Source organism: Dickeya sp. MK7 (genome assembly GCF_000406305.1).
In the GTDB taxonomy this organism is placed as follows: Bacteria; Pseudomonadota; Gammaproteobacteria; order Enterobacterales; family Enterobacteriaceae; genus Dickeya; species Dickeya fangzhongdai.
This window is the reverse complement of sequence record NZ_CM001984.1, coordinates 4,888,282-4,905,506: the sequence shown is the minus strand read 5'-3', so window position 1 is coordinate 4,905,506 and position 17,225 is coordinate 4,888,282. Positions and strand designations below refer to the sequence as shown.

Genomic DNA, 17,225 nt, shown 5'->3' with positions numbered 1-17,225 from the left:
ATAACTTTAAATGCCGGGGAAAACCCGTAGTTATCCAGATAACAACGTCAGATGCTTTTTTGAGCTGTGCATAATTACCCTTTCAGATCCCAGCTAATACAGACTGGGATCACCGATCATTCACAGCTAGTGATCGGCAATAACCCATTGATCTTCTTTTTGGATCCCGCCTTATCCACAACCAACCGGGATCCTAATAAGAGATCTAATAAAGAGATCTTTAAATAAAAAAGATCTTTCTTTAACTACCCGACGATCCAACACACTTGGTCGACGGCACAAACTTAAGTAGAATCCCCCACCCCAGGGCAAGTAACGATCGTTCGCAACCACGCGAGGTGTAGCACCATGTTTTATCCGGATCCTTTTGACGTCATCGTGATCGGTGGCGGTCATGCGGGCACTGAAGCCGCTATGGCCTCAGCCCGAATGGGACGTCAAACCCTTTTACTGACGCACAACATAGATACGCTGGGCCAGATGTCCTGCAACCCGGCGATCGGCGGTATCGGGAAAGGCCATCTGGTAAAAGAGATCGATGCCATGGGCGGCCTGATGGCGCGCGCGATCGATCGCGCCGGTATTCAGTTTAGGATACTAAACTCCAGCAAAGGCCCGGCGGTACGCGCCACCCGCGCTCAGGCAGACCGGGTATTGTACCGTCAGGCGGTACGCACCGCGCTGGAGAACCAACCCAACCTGACGCTCTTCCAGCAGGCGGTGGAAGATCTGATTGTGGAAAACGATCGTGTCGTCGGCGCGGTTACCCAAATGGGGCTTAAATTCCGCGCCAAAGCCGTGGTGCTGACGGTTGGCACCTTCCTGGACGGCAAGATCCATATTGGCCTGGACAACTACAGCGGCGGGCGCGCCGGCGATCCGCCTTCCATTTCTCTGTCGCACCGTCTGCGCGAGTTGCCGTTACGCGTCGGCCGTCTGAAAACCGGTACGCCGCCGCGTATCGACGCCCGTACCATCGATTTCAGCGTTCTGACGCCGCAGCATGGCGACGATCCGATGCCGGTCTTCTCGTTTCTGGGCAAAGCCAGCGAACATCCGGCGCAGATGCCGTGCTACATCACCCACACCAATGAACGCACCCACGACGTGATCCGCAGCAATCTGGATCGCAGTCCGATGTATGCCGGGGTGATCGAAGGGATCGGCCCTCGCTATTGCCCGTCGATCGAAGACAAGGTGATGCGGTTTGCCGATCGTAACGCGCACCAGATTTTCCTGGAGCCGGAAGGGCTGACCAGTAACGAAATTTACCCGAACGGCATCTCCACCAGCCTGCCGTTCGATGTGCAGTGGCAAATCGTTCGCTCTATGGACGGCATGGAGAACGCGCGTATCGTTCGACCGGGTTACGCCATTGAGTATGATTATTTTGACCCGCGTGACCTGAAACCGACGCTGGAAAGCAAATTTATCCACAATCTGTTTTTCGCCGGGCAGATCAACGGCACTACCGGTTACGAAGAAGCCGCGGCGCAGGGGATGCTGGCGGGGTTGAACGCCGCTCGCCTGGCGTTTGATCAGGAAGGCTGGACGCCGCGCCGCGATCAGGCCTACATCGGTGTACTGGTAGATGATCTCTGTACACTGGGGACGAAAGAACCTTATCGCATGTTTACCTCCCGCGCCGAATACCGCCTGATGCTGCGCGAAGATAATGCCGATCTGCGCCTGACCGCGATGGGTCGCGAGCTGGGCATGGTGGATGACGAACGCTGGGCGCGTTTCAATGAGAAGCTGGAAAATATCGAGAAAGAACGCCAGCGTCTGCGCGATGTGCTGGTCCACCCGCAGTCTGAAGGCGTAGAGCAGATCAACAGCCTGCTGAAATCGCCGTTATCGCGCGAGGCCAATGGCGAAGAGCTGTTAAGACGCCCGGAAATGGATTACGCGCAACTGACCGGGTTACCGATGTTCGCGCCGGCGTTGTGTGATGCCGAGGCAGCCGAGCAGGTGGAGATTCAGGTCAAATACGAAGGCTATATCGCCCGCCAGCAGGATGAGATCGAAAAGCAGCTGCGCAACGAAAACACCTTGCTGCCGGCAGATCTGGATTATCGTCAGGTGACCGGCTTGTCAAACGAGGTGATCGCCAAACTTAACGATCACAAACCGGGATCGATTGGTCAGGCATCGCGTATTTCCGGCGTCACGCCCGCCGCCATCTCGATTCTGCTGGTCTGGCTGAAAAAACAGGGTATGCTGCGCCGCAGCGCCTGAGAAACGCTACCGCTTACGTTGACGCATGGCCGCTTTTCGCGGCCATGTTGCATTAACCGACAATCAGGATTCATTCGTGCTCGATACACTCAACAGCCTGCTGCAGCGCGCCGGAATGGCGCTGACCGATCGGCAGAAAGATCAGTTGCTTCAGTATGTGGCGTTACTCCACAAATGGAACAAGGCTTATAACCTGACATCGGTACGTGAACCGGAGCAGATGCTGATCCGCCATATCATGGACAGCCTGGTGGTTGAGCCGCATCTGATCGGAAACCGTTTCATCGACGTCGGCACCGGCCCCGGCCTGCCCGGCGTGCCGCTGGCTATCGCCCGCCCGGATGCGCATTTTGTCCTGCTGGATAGCCTGGGAAAACGGGTTCGTTTCCTGCGTCAGGTTCAGCATGAGCTGAATCTGGGCAATATCGAACCCGTGCAGAGCCGGGTGGAGGATTTTCCGGCAGAACCGCCGTTTGACGGCGTTATTAGCCGGGCCTTCGCGTCGCTGCAGGATATGGTGAATTGGTGTCATCATTTGCCGTCGCGTCCGCAGGGGCGTTTTTTATGCTCTGAAAGGCATTGTTCCGCATGAAGAGATGGGATTGCTGCCGCAGGGCGTGACGGTCGAGAACGTGGTTCCTCTGTCGGTTCCCGAACTGGAAGGGGAACGACATCTGGTGGTGCTTAAGCCCAACTGATTTTGTCATTTATCAAAAAAATCATGAATAGTTGTAAGATTCTCAGGCTGATAGCTAAAAATGAAATAATGACCTGAGTAATCTTCCGTATTCACTGAAATTTTACAACTCTGCTGTATAACCTTCTATCGCGGGGAAAGAAAATCGATCTGGCGACAGAATGCTTTCATGTTTCTAAAGGGATTTGATGGCAAAACTGTGTTAAAAACATGAGAAAAAAATATCCTGCTTGTCAATAGATGGTTTTGAGGCTGTATTCGTGCTGTTTTGTGAATGTTCTTTTTTAAATTATTGAAATTAAAAAAGATAAATGGCTTTTTTTGCTAAAGACAAAAAAAAACAATTCAGATATAAAAGCACTAGTTCAATTTTATGTGAGAAATATCACATATTGTCGGCGTCGGATGCGCCGGGTCTCCAAAATGGACTTCGGGGATAGTTGGTGAAAATAAGGCTTCGGAAATAAATTTAAATAATCGTTCACCTTTTTGCTACTTATCGATTGAATTCGCATGGATGACCCGTATAATTTGCTCGTTTTTCGCTGCTTGACTCGGTACTGCAAAGGCAGTTTTATACGGTCATTCAGCATACCTCTGAAAAGGTACGGAGAATCGTCATGTCTGTATCCCTTTACAGTGGGAAAATCGCCCGATTGTCACTGTTGTTGCAGCTAACGGTGATTCTCGTTGTCAGCGCGGCGTTTTGCGTTGGCGGCGTTAAGGCGGGCGTTTCCGCACTGGCTGGGGGGTTGGCAGCCTGGCTGCCAAACATGGTGTTCATACTGTTTGCCGTGCGGCATCAGACGGACAAGCCACCGGAAGGTCGGGTAGCTTGGTCGTTTGCCGTTGGGGAAGCGCTGAAAATGCTCTTCACCATCGTGCTGTTGGTGGTGGCGTTGGGTGTGTTTCATGCGGCATTTTTTCCGCTTGGCCTGACGTACTTAGTGGTGCTGATCACGCAGATCGTGGCACCGGCTGTAATTAACCGTTACCGTAGTTAACAACAAAAGGGTAAGAGACATCATGTCTGCATCTACTCCGCAAGAGTATATCGGTCACCACCTGACCCATTTGCAGGTGGGCACGGGATTTTGGGCGATTAACGTCGACTCGATGTTTTTCTCCGTGGTGCTCGGCGTACTCTTTCTGGCGATCTTCCGCAAGGTTGCCAAGACCGCGACCAGCGGCGTTCCGGGTAAACTGCAAACGGCGGTCGAACTGGTGGTGGGATTTGTCGATGGCAGCGTGCGCGACATGTTCCATGGAAAAAGCAAGCTGATCGCACCGCTGGCGCTGACCGTTTTCGTCTGGGTTTTCATGATGAACCTGATGGATCTGTTGCCTATCGACTTGCTGCCGCAAATCTGGGCGCATATCTATAGCGCTCTTGGTCATGATCCTGCGCATGCTTACCTGCGTGTGGTGCCTTCCGCCGACGTGAACGTCACGCTGTCTATGGCGCTGGGCGTATTCATCCTGATTCTGTTCTACAGCATAAAGATGAAAGGCGTGGGCGGGTTCGTCAAAGAACTGACCATGCAACCGTTCAATCATCCTGTTTTTATTCCCATCAACTTGATTCTTGAAGGGGTCAGCCTGCTGTCCAAACCGGTTTCTCTCGGCTTGCGACTGTTTGGCAACATGTATGCGGGTGAGTTGATCTTCATCCTGATTGCCGGTCTGTTGCCGTGGTGGTCACAGTGGATTCTGAATGTGCCTTGGGCCATTTTCCACATTCTGATTATTACGCTGCAGGCTTTTATCTTCATGGTTCTGACAGTTGTTTATCTTTCGATGGCATCTGAAGAGCATTGATTTTTCACAACACTACAACGTTTTAACTGAAACAAACTGGAGACTGTCATGGAAAACCTGAGTATGGATCTGCTGTACATGGCTGCCGCTGTGATGATGGGTCTGGCGGCAATCGGTGCTGCAATCGGTATCGGCATTCTGGGTGGTAAATTTTTGGAAGGTGCTGCCCGCCAGCCTGACCTGATCCCGCTGCTGCGTACACAGTTCTTTATCGTTATGGGTCTGGTGGATGCTATCCCGATGATCGCGGTAGGTCTGGGTCTGTACGTGATGTTCGCAGTGGCCTAAGTAAGCGTGAGCTTACCAGGTAAAAAGACATCGACTCATTTAACTCATGAAAGAGGCATTGTGCTGTGAATCTTAACGCAACAATCCTCGGCCAGGCCATTGCGTTCGTCCTGTTTGTCTGGTTCTGCATGAAGTATGTATGGCCGCCGATTATGGCTGCCATTGAAAAGCGTCAGAAAGAAATTGCTGACGGTCTTGCTTCTGCCGAACGTGCCAAAAAAGATCTGAACTTAGCGCAGGCCAATGCGACCGACCAACTGAAGAAAGCCAAAGCGGAAGCTCAGGTGATCATCGAGCAGGCAAGCAAACAGCGTGCTCAGATTCTGGACGAAGCCAAAGCGGAAGCGGAAGCGGAACGCAACAAAATCGTGGCGCAGGCGCAGGCTGAAATCGAAGCCGAACGCAAACGTGCCCGTGAAGAGTTGCGTAAGCAGGTTGCCATTCTGGCGATTGCCGGTGCCGAGAAAATTATTGAACGTTCCGTGGATGAAGCTGCCAACAGCGACATCGTTGATAAACTGGTCGCTGAACTGTAAGGAGGGAGGGGCCGATGTCTGAATTTGTCACGGTAGCTCGCCCCTACGCCAAAGCAGCTTTTGACTTTGCCGTTGAGAACCAGGCGCTTGATCGCTGGCAGCAGATGCTGGCATTTGCCGCCGAGGTTGCGCGTAATGAACATATTGCCGGGATGCTTGCCGGGGCCATCGCTCCCCAGACCATGGCGCAAACGTTCATTACCGTGTGTGGTGATCAACTGGATGAAGCGGGCCAGAACCTGATCCGGGTTATGGCTGAAAACGGACGTTTGCCGGTGCTGCCTGAAGTGCTGGAACAGTTTGTTCAATTGCGCGCGGAGCTGGAATCGACCGTGGATGTCGAGGTGATTTCCGCCGCCACGTTGAGCGAGCAGCAGTTATCCGGGATAACCGCTGCGATGGAACAACGTCTGTCACGTAAAGTGAAGCTGAATTGCAAAATTGATAAGTCTGTTATGGCCGGCGTGGTGATCCGCGCGGGCGATATGGTGATAGACGGCAGTATTCGCGGTCGTCTGGAACGTCTGGCAGACGTCTTGCAGTCTTAAGGGGACTGGAGCATGCAACTGAATTCCACCGAAATCAGTGAACTGATCAAGCAGCGGATTGCTCAGTTCAACGTCGTGAGCGAAGCTCACAACGAAGGTACGATTGTTTCCGTCAGTGACGGGATCATTCGCGTACACGGCCTGGCCGATGTTATGCAGGGTGAAATGATTTCCCTGCCGGGCAACCGTTACGCGATCGCACTGAACCTGGAGCGCGACTCCGTCGGTGCGGTAGTTATGGGTCCGTACGCGGATCTGGCCGAAGGCATGAAAGTAAAATGCACCGGCCGTATTCTGGAAGTGCCGGTTGGCCGTGGCCTGCTGGGTCGCGTAGTGAACACGCTGGGTGCGCCGATCGACGGTAAAGGTCCGCTGGAGCACGACGGATTTTCTCCTGTAGAAACCATCGCGCCGGGCGTTATCGACCGTCAGTCCGTTGATCAGCCGGTTCAAACCGGTTACAAGTCCGTTGACGCCATGATTCCGATCGGCCGTGGTCAGCGTGAACTGGTCATCGGCGACCGTCAGACCGGTAAAACCGCACTGGCGATTGACGCCATCATCAACCAGCGCGATTCCGGCATTAAATGTATTTACGTCGCTATCGGCCAGAAAGCCTCCACGATTTCCAACGTGGTGCGTAAACTGGAAGAGCACGGCGCGCTGTCCAACACCATCGTGGTGGTGGCAACTGCCTCCGAGTCTGCTGCGCTGCAATACCTGGCGCCGTATGCCGGTTGCGCTATGGGCGAATACTTCCGCGATCGCGGTGAAGACGCGCTGATCATTTATGATGATCTGTCCAAGCAGGCTGTCGCTTATCGTCAGATTTCCCTGCTGCTGCGTCGTCCGCCGGGTCGTGAAGCTTATCCGGGCGACGTTTTCTACCTGCATTCCCGTCTGCTGGAGCGTGCCGCGCGTGTTAACGCCGAGTACGTGGAAGCCTTTACCAAAGGGGAAGTAAAAGGGAAAACCGGTTCTCTGACCGCGCTGCCGATCATCGAAACGCAGGCTGGCGACGTTTCCGCGTTCGTTCCGACCAACGTTATCTCGATTACCGACGGTCAGATCTTCCTGGAATCCAACCTGTTCAACTCCGGTATCCGTCCGGCGGTTAACCCAGGGATCTCCGTATCCCGTGTGGGCGGCGCCGCGCAGACCAAGATCATGAAGAAACTGTCCGGTGGTATTCGTACCGCGCTGGCGCAGTACCGCGAACTGGCGGCTTTCTCCCAGTTTGCTTCCGATCTGGACGACGCGACCCGTAAACAGCTGAGCCACGGTCAGAAAGTGACCGAGTTGCTGAAACAGAAACAGTATGCGCCGATGTCCGTTGCGCAGCAGTCTCTGGTGCTGTTCGCAGCTGAACGCGGTTATCTGGAAGACGTTGAACTGGCGAAAGTCGGCAGTTTCGAAGCCGCGCTGCTGGCCTATGCCAGCCGTGAGCACGGCGAGCTTCTGCAGCAGATCGACCAGACTGGCGCTTATAACGATGAGATCGAGGGTAAATTCAAAAGCATCCTCGATACCTTTAAGGCAACCCAGTCCTGGTAACGCCCCGTGGCCTGCCTTAACGGCAGGCCGCTAGGCATTGAGGAGAAGCTAAGATGGCCGGCGCAAAAGAGATACGTAGTAAGATCGGAAGCGTCCAGAACACGCAGAAGATCACCAAAGCGATGGAAATGGTCGCCGCTTCCAAAATGCGTAAATCGCAGGATCGTATGGCGGCCAGCCGTCCTTATGCGGAAACCATACGCAAAGTGATTGGTCACCTTGCGTTAGGGAATCTGGAATATAAACACCCGTACCTGGAAGAGCGTGACGTCAAGCGCGTCGGGTATCTGGTGGTGTCTACCGACCGTGGCCTGTGTGGCGGCCTGAACATCAACCTGTTCAAGAAGCTGCTGGGCGAAATGAAAGCCTGGAATGAAAAAGGCGCCGAGATCGATTTGGCGATGATTGGTTCCAAAGGCGTCTCTTTCTTCGGTTCAGTAGGCGCAAACATTGTTGCTCAGGTTACCGGCATGGGGGATAACCCTTCGCTGTCCGAATTGATCGGGCCGGTGAAAGTCATGCTGCAGGCCTACGACGAAGGTCGTCTGGACAAACTGTACGTGGTGAGCAACAAGTTCATCAATACCATGTCTCAGGTTCCACAAGTTGTTCAGCTGCTGCCGCTGCCTCCGGCGGAAGAGGGCGAGCTGACGAAAAAATCCTGGGATTACCTGTATGAACCCGATCCTAAGTCGCTACTGGATACCCTGTTGCGCCGCTATGTGGAGTCTCAGGTTTATCAGGGCGTCGTAGAAAACCTGGCCAGTGAACAGGCCGCGCGAATGGTAGCGATGAAGGCCGCAACGGATAACGGCGGCAACCTGATCAAAGAGCTGCAGTTGGTTTACAACAAGGCTCGTCAGGCAAGCATCACTCAGGAACTCACCGAAATCGTATCGGGAGCCTCCGCGGTTTAAATCAGGTTTTACGAATTACGTATTGTCGAATTACGTAGAGGATTCAAGATGGCTACTGGAAAGATTATCCAGGTAATCGGCGCCGTGGTGGACGTCGAGTTCCCTCAGGATGCCGTACCGAATGTGTACGACGCCCTTGAGGTAGAGAAAGAGGCTGAGAAGCTGGTGCTGGAAGTGCAGCAGCAGCTGGGCGGCGGTCTGGTTCGTTGTATTGCAATGGGTTCTTCGGACGGTCTGCGTCGTGGTCTGAAAGTCACCAACCTGGCGCATCCGATCGAAGTACCGGTTGGTAAGGCTACGCTGGGTCGTATCATGAACGTACTGGGTGAACCGGTCGACATGAAAGGGCCGATTGGCGAAGAAGAGCGCTGGGCGATTCACCGCGCGGCACCGACGTATGAAGAACTGTCCAACTCTCAGGAACTGCTGGAAACCGGCATCAAGGTTATCGACCTGATCTGTCCGTTTGCGAAGGGCGGTAAAGTCGGTCTGTTCGGTGGTGCGGGTGTAGGTAAAACCGTAAACATGATGGAGCTGATCCGTAACATCGCGATCGAGCACTCCGGTTACTCCGTGTTTGCAGGCGTGGGCGAGCGTACCCGTGAAGGTAACGACTTCTACCACGAAATGACCGACTCCAACGTTATCGACAAAGTATCGCTGGTGTATGGCCAGATGAACGAGCCGCCTGGAAGCCGTCTGCGCGTGGCGCTGACCGGTCTGACTATGGCGGAGAAATTCCGTGACGAAGGCCGTGACGTTCTGTTGTTCGTCGACAACATCTACCGTTACACCCTGGCGGGGACCGAAGTATCCGCGCTGCTGGGTCGTATGCCGTCTGCAGTAGGCTATCAGCCGACGCTGGCGGAAGAGATGGGTGTGTTGCAGGAGCGTATTACCTCCACCAAGACAGGTTCAATCACCTCCATCCAGGCCGTTTACGTGCCTGCGGACGACCTGACTGACCCGTCTCCGGCAACTACCTTTGCGCATCTGGACTCAACTGTAACGCTGAGCCGTCAGATCGCATCTCTGGGTATCTACCCGGCCGTTGACCCGCTGGATTCCACCAGCCGTCAGTTGGATCCGCTGGTTGTGGGTCAGGAGCACTACGATGTGGCGCGTGGCGTGCAGTCCATTCTGCAGCGTTACCAGGAACTGAAGGACATCATCGCGATTCTGGGTATGGACGAGCTGTCTGAAGAAGACAAGCTGGTGGTATCCCGTGCGCGTAAGATCCAGCGCTTCCTGTCCCAGCCGTTCTTCGTAGCTGAAGTCTTCACCGGTTCTCCGGGTAAATACGTGACGCTGAAAGACACCATCCGTGGTTTCAAAGGCATTATGGAAGGCGAATACGACCACCTGCCGGAACAGGCGTTCTACATGGTTGGTTCCATTGACGAAGTAGTGGAAAAAGCCAAGAAACTGTAACGCCTTGATAGGAGGGTGATATGGCTGCTATGACTTACCATCTGGATGTCGTTAGTGCGGAACAGGCAATGTTTTCCGGTCTGGTGCAGAAGATCCAGGTGACCGGTAGCGAAGGCGAACTGGGAATCTATCCTGGCCACGCCCCCCTGCTCACGGCCATTAAGCCTGGTATGGTGCGCATTGTTAAACAGCACGGCGAAGAAGAGTATATCTACCTGTCCGGCGGTATCCTTGAGGTACAGCCGAACATGGTGACCGTGCTGTCCGATACCGCCATTCGTGGGCAGGATCTTGATGAAGCGCGTGCGCTGGAAGCGAAACGCAGAGCGGAAGAGCATATCCGCAATTCACACGGTGATGTGGATTATGCTCAGGCTTCTGCCGATCTGGCAAAAGCCATTGCCAAACTGCGCGTCATTGAGCTGACCAAAAAAGCGATGTAACAGATGCAGATGTAACCATCATGCAGATGTAAAAAAGCCAGCTGAATCAGCTGGCTTTTTTTATGCCCGACGCGCCGTCGGGCTGGTGTTGACGGGCGCCGCTTTTGGCGCCCTCAGATTTATGCCGGTTATTTCTTCTTCAGAAAATCACCCAATTGCAGATTGCCTTTTTCATCGCGACTGAAGACCGCCGGCACCGCGACGGATTTGTAATTCGCCGTGGTGATCTCCTTGCCCTGACTGTTGAGCGCACGGTTATTCTTGATGAAATAGTTGCTGGCATCCACTCGGCCCACCACCGCATCGTCATACTTACCGGGTTGAGTACGCAGCGAAACGTTGTTTTTGAAAATCCCTTGTTTTTCCGGGCCATAGTAAGGGCTTGGGCGGAAGATAAAGTTGAAGCGAACGTTATCCAGCGCGATGTTGTTGGTGACTTGCAGCGCGCCTGGGTTGAAGTTGTCGCTGAACCCGTCCATGTGGTTGCCGATAGCGATGCTATTTTTCACCTGATGAGCCACTGGCTGGCCTTCGCCCCCCAGTTTAAAGCCGTTGCTGGTGTTGTTGACCGAAATGGAATTCTCGATCACCACAACCCCGTTCGGGCCGTCTTCAATTTTGTTGAACAGGTCGAAGCCGTCATCAACATTGTCATGGGAGAATGCGCCGCGAATCACGTTACCCTCGCCGACGCGCATTTTCACGGCGAAGCCGTCCGCATCTTTTTTGCTGGGATCCTGATTGCTGTGCGATTCCGAGTTCAGAATCAGGTTATGGCTGGCCCACAGCGGACGACCCACGCTGTCGCTGGAGGAAACCTGAATACCGGTGTTGTCGCAGTGGTGCGCCAGCACGCGTTCAATCTGGTTGTAGCTGCCCTCAATACGGAAGCTTTTTTCCGTGATTTCAACGCCTTTGACTTTCCAGTAGCTGGCGTTGAGCTGTAGCCCGTGGAATACCGCTTTTTTGCCGGCCGGCATCAACGTTTTAATGCCGTTGGCGTTGCCGCTGGCGCTGACCGGAATCACGGTGGCGCTGTAATCGCCGTCCATCAACCACAGCGTGCCGCCGGCCTGCAGGGCGTTAATGGCCGTTTTGATATCCAGCGGCGCGTTCTTGCTGCCGTTGTTGTCGGCTTTGCCTTCCGGAGAAACATACAGATTTTTGGCATCGGCCAGCTTGATTTTTTCCACGCTGAACGAGGTTTCTTTCGCCGTTTTGTCTTCGCCTTCACCCGGCAGGTAAACCAGTTTGAAATCGGATTTAGGCTGCGTCAGCTTCGCGGTAAGAGAGAAATAATCGCCGGCGCGAATTTTTTGCGGTTTGCCGAGCGATTTGCCGTTCTGGAACACTTCAATAGTGCCGTTGTAATTGACCCGCGCCTGTACCGGGTAGGTCTCGCTGGCGGAGAGCGGGGACGATGCAACCTGCAACAACGGCGCATTGACTTCTGCTTTGAATGGGGCGGAAGGTTTGGTGTTGGCCGGGCTGGTGGTCAGACTGGCATTGCTGATGGTGATCTTCGCGTTACGGGAGGCGAAGAACCCCACATAGTAGTGATTCTTGTCCTGATGAGTGACTAAATCCGCGCCTTTTACCGTCTTGCTGACCCACTGGTCGCTGCCCTTGGGCGCATAAGAGGTGATAAAGCCGTCATCCGTGCGTTCCAGTTTCAGGCGGAACGTTGGCGTTTGTTCCAGATTGATTTTTTCCTGATAGCTGGCGCGGGTGATTTGTGCGTTGGTATTACCCCAGGGCTGCGTAACGCCATCGCGGCTGATGAGCTGCATCTTCACTTCGGTTTTCGATTTTTTATCCTGCGTCATGATGGCGTTCATCACCATATTCGATGCCGCAGGAAACTCTTCGTATCCCTCTTTCAACGGCTCCTGACGCGGTACGCCGAGAATATCGCGCACCAGCAGGCCGGCGCCTTCCTGAGCGTTGGGTTTGGCGTCGCTTTCCGGGCCGAACTGATCGACCGTCACATCGGATTGCAGCGTGAAATTCACGTTGGCGGGCAACTGCGTGTAGAAGAAGGTCAAGCCGTCATGCGTATTGGCGATTTTTCCTCCCCGGCTTTCGATAGTGATCGGCGCGGAGAGGTCGACCTTGTCATTTACTGTCAGCTTTTTGCCGTTGATGGTGACGTCGTTGACGCCCACCTTGTCCGGCAGGACGTTGGTCGCGAAATTCACATCCGTGGACTGGCCGAACGCGATGCTATGCCAGACTGGCGCGGTATCCTGAGTGGCGGCAAAGGCGGTATTGGAACCCAGAAGCAAAAAAGAATTTAGGGCGACAGAGAGAAGCCCCGAAGCAGCGTATTTCATGTTTTCCCCATCATTATTTGTTATTGATCGGCGCATTATGTCAAAAAATGAAACACTGTTTCTTTTGGCTGCTTCACAAACTGAACGGCAGAATTCACCTGATGAAACAATTAGTTTCATTTTGTTATCCCGGTCTCGATTTTATGAAACAGCGGTTTGTATTCCTCGCGTGTTTTATGTCTGAGCACGGTCGGAGAAAACCGGCGGCGAGCGCGTTTCGCATTACCCAAATCCTGCCGGGTTGGGTAAACTCTGATGACTGTATTTTTTCAGCCCCGGATTGGCTCTGAGACGTATTTTTCGCTGAAAAATATGTAGTAATCCGGCGCGATAACGGGTTTACTTTCGTTCGTCCGCCTTCAGCGGGACACCATTCAGTTTTTAGTCAGGATGCCTATGTCAAACAGTGCAATGAGTGTGGTTATCCTCGCCGCCGGCAAGGGAACCCGCATGTATTCCGATCTTCCCAAAGTCCTCCACCCTCTGGCGGGTAAACCCATTGTTCAGCATGTAATTGATGCCGCGATGGACGTTGGCGCCCGGCGCATTCACCTGGTTTACGGGCATGGCGCGGATCTGATCCGGGAAACGCTGACGGAAACGTCGCTTAACTGGGTATTGCAGGCCGAGCAGTTGGGAACCGGTCATGCGGTGCAGCAGGCGGCCGACGGTTTTGACGATAACGAAGACATCCTGATTCTGTACGGCGATGTGCCGCTTATCTCCCCTGAAACGCTGCAACGTCTGGTGGCGGCCAAGCCGCAAGGCGGGATTGGCCTGCTGACCGTCAATCTGGCCGACCCCAGCGGTTACGGCCGTATTGTGCGGGACAACGGCGAAGTGGTGGGGATCGTTGAGCACAAAGACGCCACCGAGCAGCAGCGTGCGATCAATGAAATCAACACCGGCATTCTGGTGGCGGGCGGTCGTGATTTGAAGCGTTGGTTAAGCCAGCTCAATAATCACAATGTGCAGGGCGAATATTATCTTACCGATATCATCGCCATGGCGGCGCAGGAAGGCCAGCGCGTGGTGGCGGTGCAGCCGGCGCGACTGAGCGAAGTGGAAGGCATCAACAACCGCCTGCAACTGGCGACGCTGGAGCGCACTTATCAGCGCGAGCAAGCCGAGCAGTTATTGCTGGCGGGCGTCATGCTGCTGGATCCGGCCCGTTTTGATCTGCGTGGCGAACTGGAGCACGGGCGTGATGTGACGATCGATGCCAATGTCATTCTGGAAGGCCGGGTGACGTTGGGTAATCGGGTTAAAATCGGCGCGGGCTGCGTGATCAAAAATAGCGTGATCGGCGACGATTGCGAACTCAGCCCTTACACCGTGGTGGAAAACGCGGTGCTGGAAGCGCGTTGTACTATCGGCCCGTTCGCCCGCCTGCGCCCCGGCGCGGTGCTGGAAGAGGACGCGCACGTAGGTAACTTCGTCGAATTGAAGAAAGCGCGTCTCGGCAAAGGGTCGAAGGCCGGTCATCTGACCTACCTCGGCGACGCTGATATCGGCGCGGGCGTGAACATCGGCGCGGGCGTCATTACCTGTAACTACGATGGCGCCAACAAGCACCAGACGGTTATCGGCGACGACGTGTTCGTCGGTTCGGATAGCCAGTTGATCGCGCCGGTCAAGGTGGCCAACGGCGCAACCATCGCTGCGGGCACTACGGTAACCCGTAATGTGGGTGAAAATGAACTGGTCATCAGCCGCGTCAAACAGACCCATATCACGGGCTGGAAACGTCCGGTGAAGAAAAAATAGTCTTACCCCCTCGGATGCTGCGATCCCCGCTGACGCGTGGAAGAAAAAGGATCCGAGGGCGGAATGCGTCTTGAGATAAGACGGTTTTGGCCTGCGTTGCGCTGGCGAGCGCAGGCCAAAACATAATAATTCCCCATTCTCTACAAGGCTCGGGGAACCCGGAATAAACCGGAACAATCAGGTCTAAAGACATCGTGGTGACACAATATGTCACTTTTACAGGAATACAACCGATGTGTGGAATTGTAGGCGCTGTTGCGCAACGAGATATTGCTGAGATCCTGCTGGAGGGGCTACGCCGCCTCGAGTACCGTGGTTATGACTCTGCCGGTCTGGCGGTGGTGAATGGCGAAGGACAGGTGTCCCGCCTGCGCCGTCTGGGTAAGGTGCAGGTGCTGGCGCAGGCGGCGGAAGAGCAGCCGCTGGTCGGCGGAACCGGTATCGCTCACACCCGCTGGGCGACTCACGGCGAGCCGTCCGAACAAAATGCTCACCCGCATGTGTCGGAGCACATTATCGTGGTGCACAACGGGATTATCGAAAACCATGAGCCGCTGCGCGAGCTGCTGGTATCCCGTGGTTATCGTTTTGTCTCCGAAACCGATACCGAAGTAGTGGCGCATCTGGTGCACTGGGAACAGCAGCAGAGCGGCGGTTCGCTGCTGGACATCGTGCAGCGCGTTATCCCGCAGCTGCGCGGCGCGTACGGCATGGTGCTGCTGGATAGCCGCGACCCCAACGTGCTGGTTGCCGCGCGCTCCGGTAGCCCGCTGGTGATTGGCCGCGGCGTGGGCGAAAACTTCATTGCCTCCGACCAGCTGGCGCTGCTGCCGGTAACCCGCCGTTTCATCTTTCTGGAAGAAGGCGATATCGCTGAAGTCACTCGTCGTACGGTACGTATCGTTAACCGTCAGGGGCAGGACGTTAATCGCGAAGAGATTGAATCAAAAGTACAGTACGACGCTGGCGACAAAGGCGCGTACCGTCACTACATGCAGAAAGAGATCTACGAACAGCCGATGGCGATCAAAAACACCCTGGAAGGGCGTTTTAGCCACGGCGAAATCAACCTGTCCGAGCTTGGCCCGCAAGCCGATGCGCTGCTGGCAAAAGTCCAGCATATCCAGATTATCGCCTGCGGCACGTCTTACAACTCCGGCATGGTGTCGCGCTACTGGTTCGAGTCGCTGGCGGGGATTCCGTGCGACGTGGAAATCGCATCTGAATTCCGTTACCGCAAACCGGCGGTGCGCGCCAACAGCCTGATGATTACCCTGTCCCAGTCCGGCGAAACCGCCGACACGCTGGCGGCATTACGTTTGTCGAAAGAGCTGGGATATCTGGGCTCGTTGGCGATTTGCAACGTGGCGGGTTCATCGCTGGTGCGCGAGTCGGATCTGGCGTTGATGACCCGTGCCGGCACTGAAATCGGCGTGGCGTCCACCAAGGCGTTTACCACCCAGTTGACGGTGTTGCTGATGCTGGTGGCGCGTATCGGTCGCCTGCGCGGTATGGATGCCCGTATCGAACACGATATCGTGCATGCTCTGCAGGCGTTGCCGGCGCGTATCGAACAGATGTTGTCGCAGGACAAGCTGATCGAATCGCTGGCGGAAGGTTTCTCCGACAAGCATCACGCCTTGTTCCTGGGGCGCGGCGACCAGTACCCGATTGCGATGGAAGGGGCGCTCAAACTCAAGGAGATCTCCTATATCCATGCGGAAGCCTATGCGGCGGGTGAACTGAAGCACGGCCCGCTGGCGCTGATCGACGCGGATATGCCGGTGGTGGTGGTCGCACCTAACAACGACCTGCTGGAAAAACTGAAATCCAACATCGAAGAAGTCCGCGCCCGCGGCGGCGAACTCTACGTGTTTGCCGACGAACAGGCCGGTTTCACCTCCGACAGCGACATGATGAAGATCATTCAGTTGCCGCACGTGGAAGAGGTGATTGCGCCAATCTTCTACACCGTGCCGTTGCAACTGCTGTCTTACCATGTGGCGCTGATCAAAGGCACCGACGTGGACCAGCCGCGTAACCTGGCGAAATCGGTGACGGTGGAGTAAGAAGGTTTTCCGTCTAAACGACGAAATCGATATTTTTCAATATCAACCTGAAAAACGAGTAATAAAAGCCCTGGGGTTTATCTCAGGGCTTTTTGGTCACCCTATCTAAGAATGACAGGACGATTAGGTAATAAATATCATTTTATTTTATTCGACAGTTCATTGAGTTTCTTTTTTATATATTCGACTTCTCTGGTCAATTTCTCATTCTGATCTTCCAGCGTTTCTATTTTTTTCTGTAATTCATTGAAATCACGGATTTGAATTTCTGAGCGATAAATACCTCTACCGAACGTATTGTAAGCGCACCCGTTTTAGTTCCACACACTTTTTGAGATTTCCGGGTCTTCAGCCATCAGCCGATATTCCTCCGGCGTCAGGTTATTCAGCGATTCATGGGGACGCTCGCTGTTATATTCATGCAGCCAGCGCTCCGTAATTTCCCGAGCTTCATTCAGTGTCCTGAACAGGTAAAAATCCAGTATTTCTGTCCGGTACGTCCGGTTAAAACGTTCGATAAAGGCATTCTGTGTCGGCTTGCCCGGTTTAATAAATTCCAGTGCTACACCATGCTCTTCCACCCATT

14 protein-coding genes and 1 pseudogene are annotated in these 17,225 nt (G+C 54.3%); 13 read left to right on the top strand and 2 right to left on the bottom strand.

The window, feature by feature from the left end; all coding sequences use genetic code 11:
• Positions 1 to 348 precede the first annotated feature (348 nt).
• The 11 genes and pseudogenes from mnmG (at position 349) to DXXMK7_RS21240 (ending at position 10,470) form a co-directional block, all read left to right on the top strand.
• Positions 349 to 2,238 (top strand): tRNA uridine-5-carboxymethylaminomethyl(34) synthesis enzyme MnmG, encoded by a 1,890-nt coding sequence (mnmG, locus tag DXXMK7_RS21290; protein WP_038920738.1) that lies wholly within the window; start codon positions 349 to 351, stop codon positions 2,236 to 2,238.
• Positions 2,239 to 2,314: 76 nt separating this feature from the next.
• Positions 2,315 to 2,936 (top strand): annotated as a pseudogene (gene rsmG / locus DXXMK7_RS21285) (16S rRNA (guanine(527)-N(7))-methyltransferase RsmG).
• Positions 2,937 to 3,555: 619 nt separating this feature from the next.
• A complete protein-coding gene (gene atpI / locus DXXMK7_RS21280; RefSeq protein WP_038920737.1) occupies positions 3,556 to 3,939 on the top strand; it encodes a F0F1 ATP synthase subunit I in 384 nt (127 codons plus the stop codon).
• A 22-nt stretch (positions 3,940 to 3,961) separates the two neighbouring features.
• Positions 3,962 to 4,753: a F0F1 ATP synthase subunit A gene (gene atpB, locus DXXMK7_RS21275; protein ID WP_038664082.1), complete on the top strand. Its 792-nt coding sequence runs from the start codon at positions 3,962 to 3,964 to the stop codon at positions 4,751 to 4,753.
• Between the two features lie 48 nt (positions 4,754 to 4,801).
• Entirely contained in the window at positions 4,802 to 5,041 is a 240-nt protein-coding gene (atpE, locus tag DXXMK7_RS21270) for a F0F1 ATP synthase subunit C (protein WP_004093904.1), read from the top strand.
• 65 nt (positions 5,042 to 5,106) lie between these two features.
• Entirely contained in the window at positions 5,107 to 5,577 is a 471-nt protein-coding gene (gene atpF, locus DXXMK7_RS21265) for a F0F1 ATP synthase subunit B (protein ID WP_013320159.1), read from the top strand.
• A 14-nt stretch (positions 5,578 to 5,591) separates the two neighbouring features.
• Positions 5,592 to 6,125 (top strand): F0F1 ATP synthase subunit delta, encoded by a 534-nt coding sequence (gene atpH, locus DXXMK7_RS21260; protein WP_015848478.1) that lies wholly within the window; start codon positions 5,592 to 5,594, stop codon positions 6,123 to 6,125.
• A gap of 12 nt (positions 6,126 to 6,137) precedes the next feature.
• Positions 6,138 to 7,679, top strand: coding sequence for a F0F1 ATP synthase subunit alpha (atpA, locus tag DXXMK7_RS21255; RefSeq protein WP_038664078.1), 1,542 nt, complete (start codon positions 6,138 to 6,140; stop codon positions 7,677 to 7,679).
• Between the two features lie 53 nt (positions 7,680 to 7,732).
• A complete protein-coding gene (atpG, locus tag DXXMK7_RS21250) occupies positions 7,733 to 8,596 on the top strand; it encodes a F0F1 ATP synthase subunit gamma (RefSeq protein ID WP_038920736.1) in 864 nt (287 codons plus the stop codon).
• 48 nt (positions 8,597 to 8,644) lie between these two features.
• Complete coding sequence (gene atpD / locus DXXMK7_RS21245; protein WP_038920735.1) at positions 8,645 to 10,027, top strand: F0F1 ATP synthase subunit beta; 1,383 nt, start codon at positions 8,645 to 8,647, stop codon at positions 10,025 to 10,027.
• Between the two features lie 29 nt (positions 10,028 to 10,056).
• The gene (locus tag DXXMK7_RS21240; protein ID WP_026357867.1) at positions 10,057 to 10,470 is read left to right on the top strand and encodes a F0F1 ATP synthase subunit epsilon; all 414 of its coding nucleotides are present in this window, start codon (positions 10,057 to 10,059) and stop codon (positions 10,468 to 10,470) included.
• Positions 10,471 to 10,598: 128 nt separating this feature from the next.
• Here the strand turns inward: DXXMK7_RS21240 and pelX are convergent, their stop codons facing one another.
• A complete protein-coding gene (pelX, locus tag DXXMK7_RS21235) occupies positions 10,599 to 12,803 on the bottom strand; it encodes a pectate disaccharide-lyase PelX (RefSeq protein WP_107760733.1) in 2,205 nt (734 codons plus the stop codon).
• A gap of 396 nt (positions 12,804 to 13,199) precedes the next feature.
• Between pelX and glmU the strand changes: the two genes are divergently transcribed.
• Both glmU and glmS read left to right on the top strand, forming a co-directional pair.
• Positions 13,200 to 14,570: a bifunctional UDP-N-acetylglucosamine diphosphorylase/glucosamine-1-phosphate N-acetyltransferase GlmU gene (glmU, locus tag DXXMK7_RS21230; protein WP_038920732.1), complete on the top strand. Its 1,371-nt coding sequence runs from the start codon at positions 13,200 to 13,202 to the stop codon at positions 14,568 to 14,570.
• A 233-nt stretch (positions 14,571 to 14,803) separates the two neighbouring features.
• Positions 14,804 to 16,639 carry a glutamine--fructose-6-phosphate transaminase (isomerizing) gene (gene glmS, locus DXXMK7_RS21225; protein ID WP_038920731.1) on the top strand — a complete coding sequence of 612 codons (1,836 nt, stop codon included), beginning with the start codon at positions 14,804 to 14,806 and terminating at the stop codon, positions 16,637 to 16,639.
• A gap of 314 nt (positions 16,640 to 16,953) precedes the next feature.
• Here glmS and DXXMK7_RS21220 read toward each other — a convergent pair.
• A partial coding sequence (locus tag DXXMK7_RS21220) for an integrase core domain-containing protein (RefSeq protein WP_038920730.1) occupies positions 16,954 to 17,225 on the bottom strand: 272 nt, incomplete at its 5' end.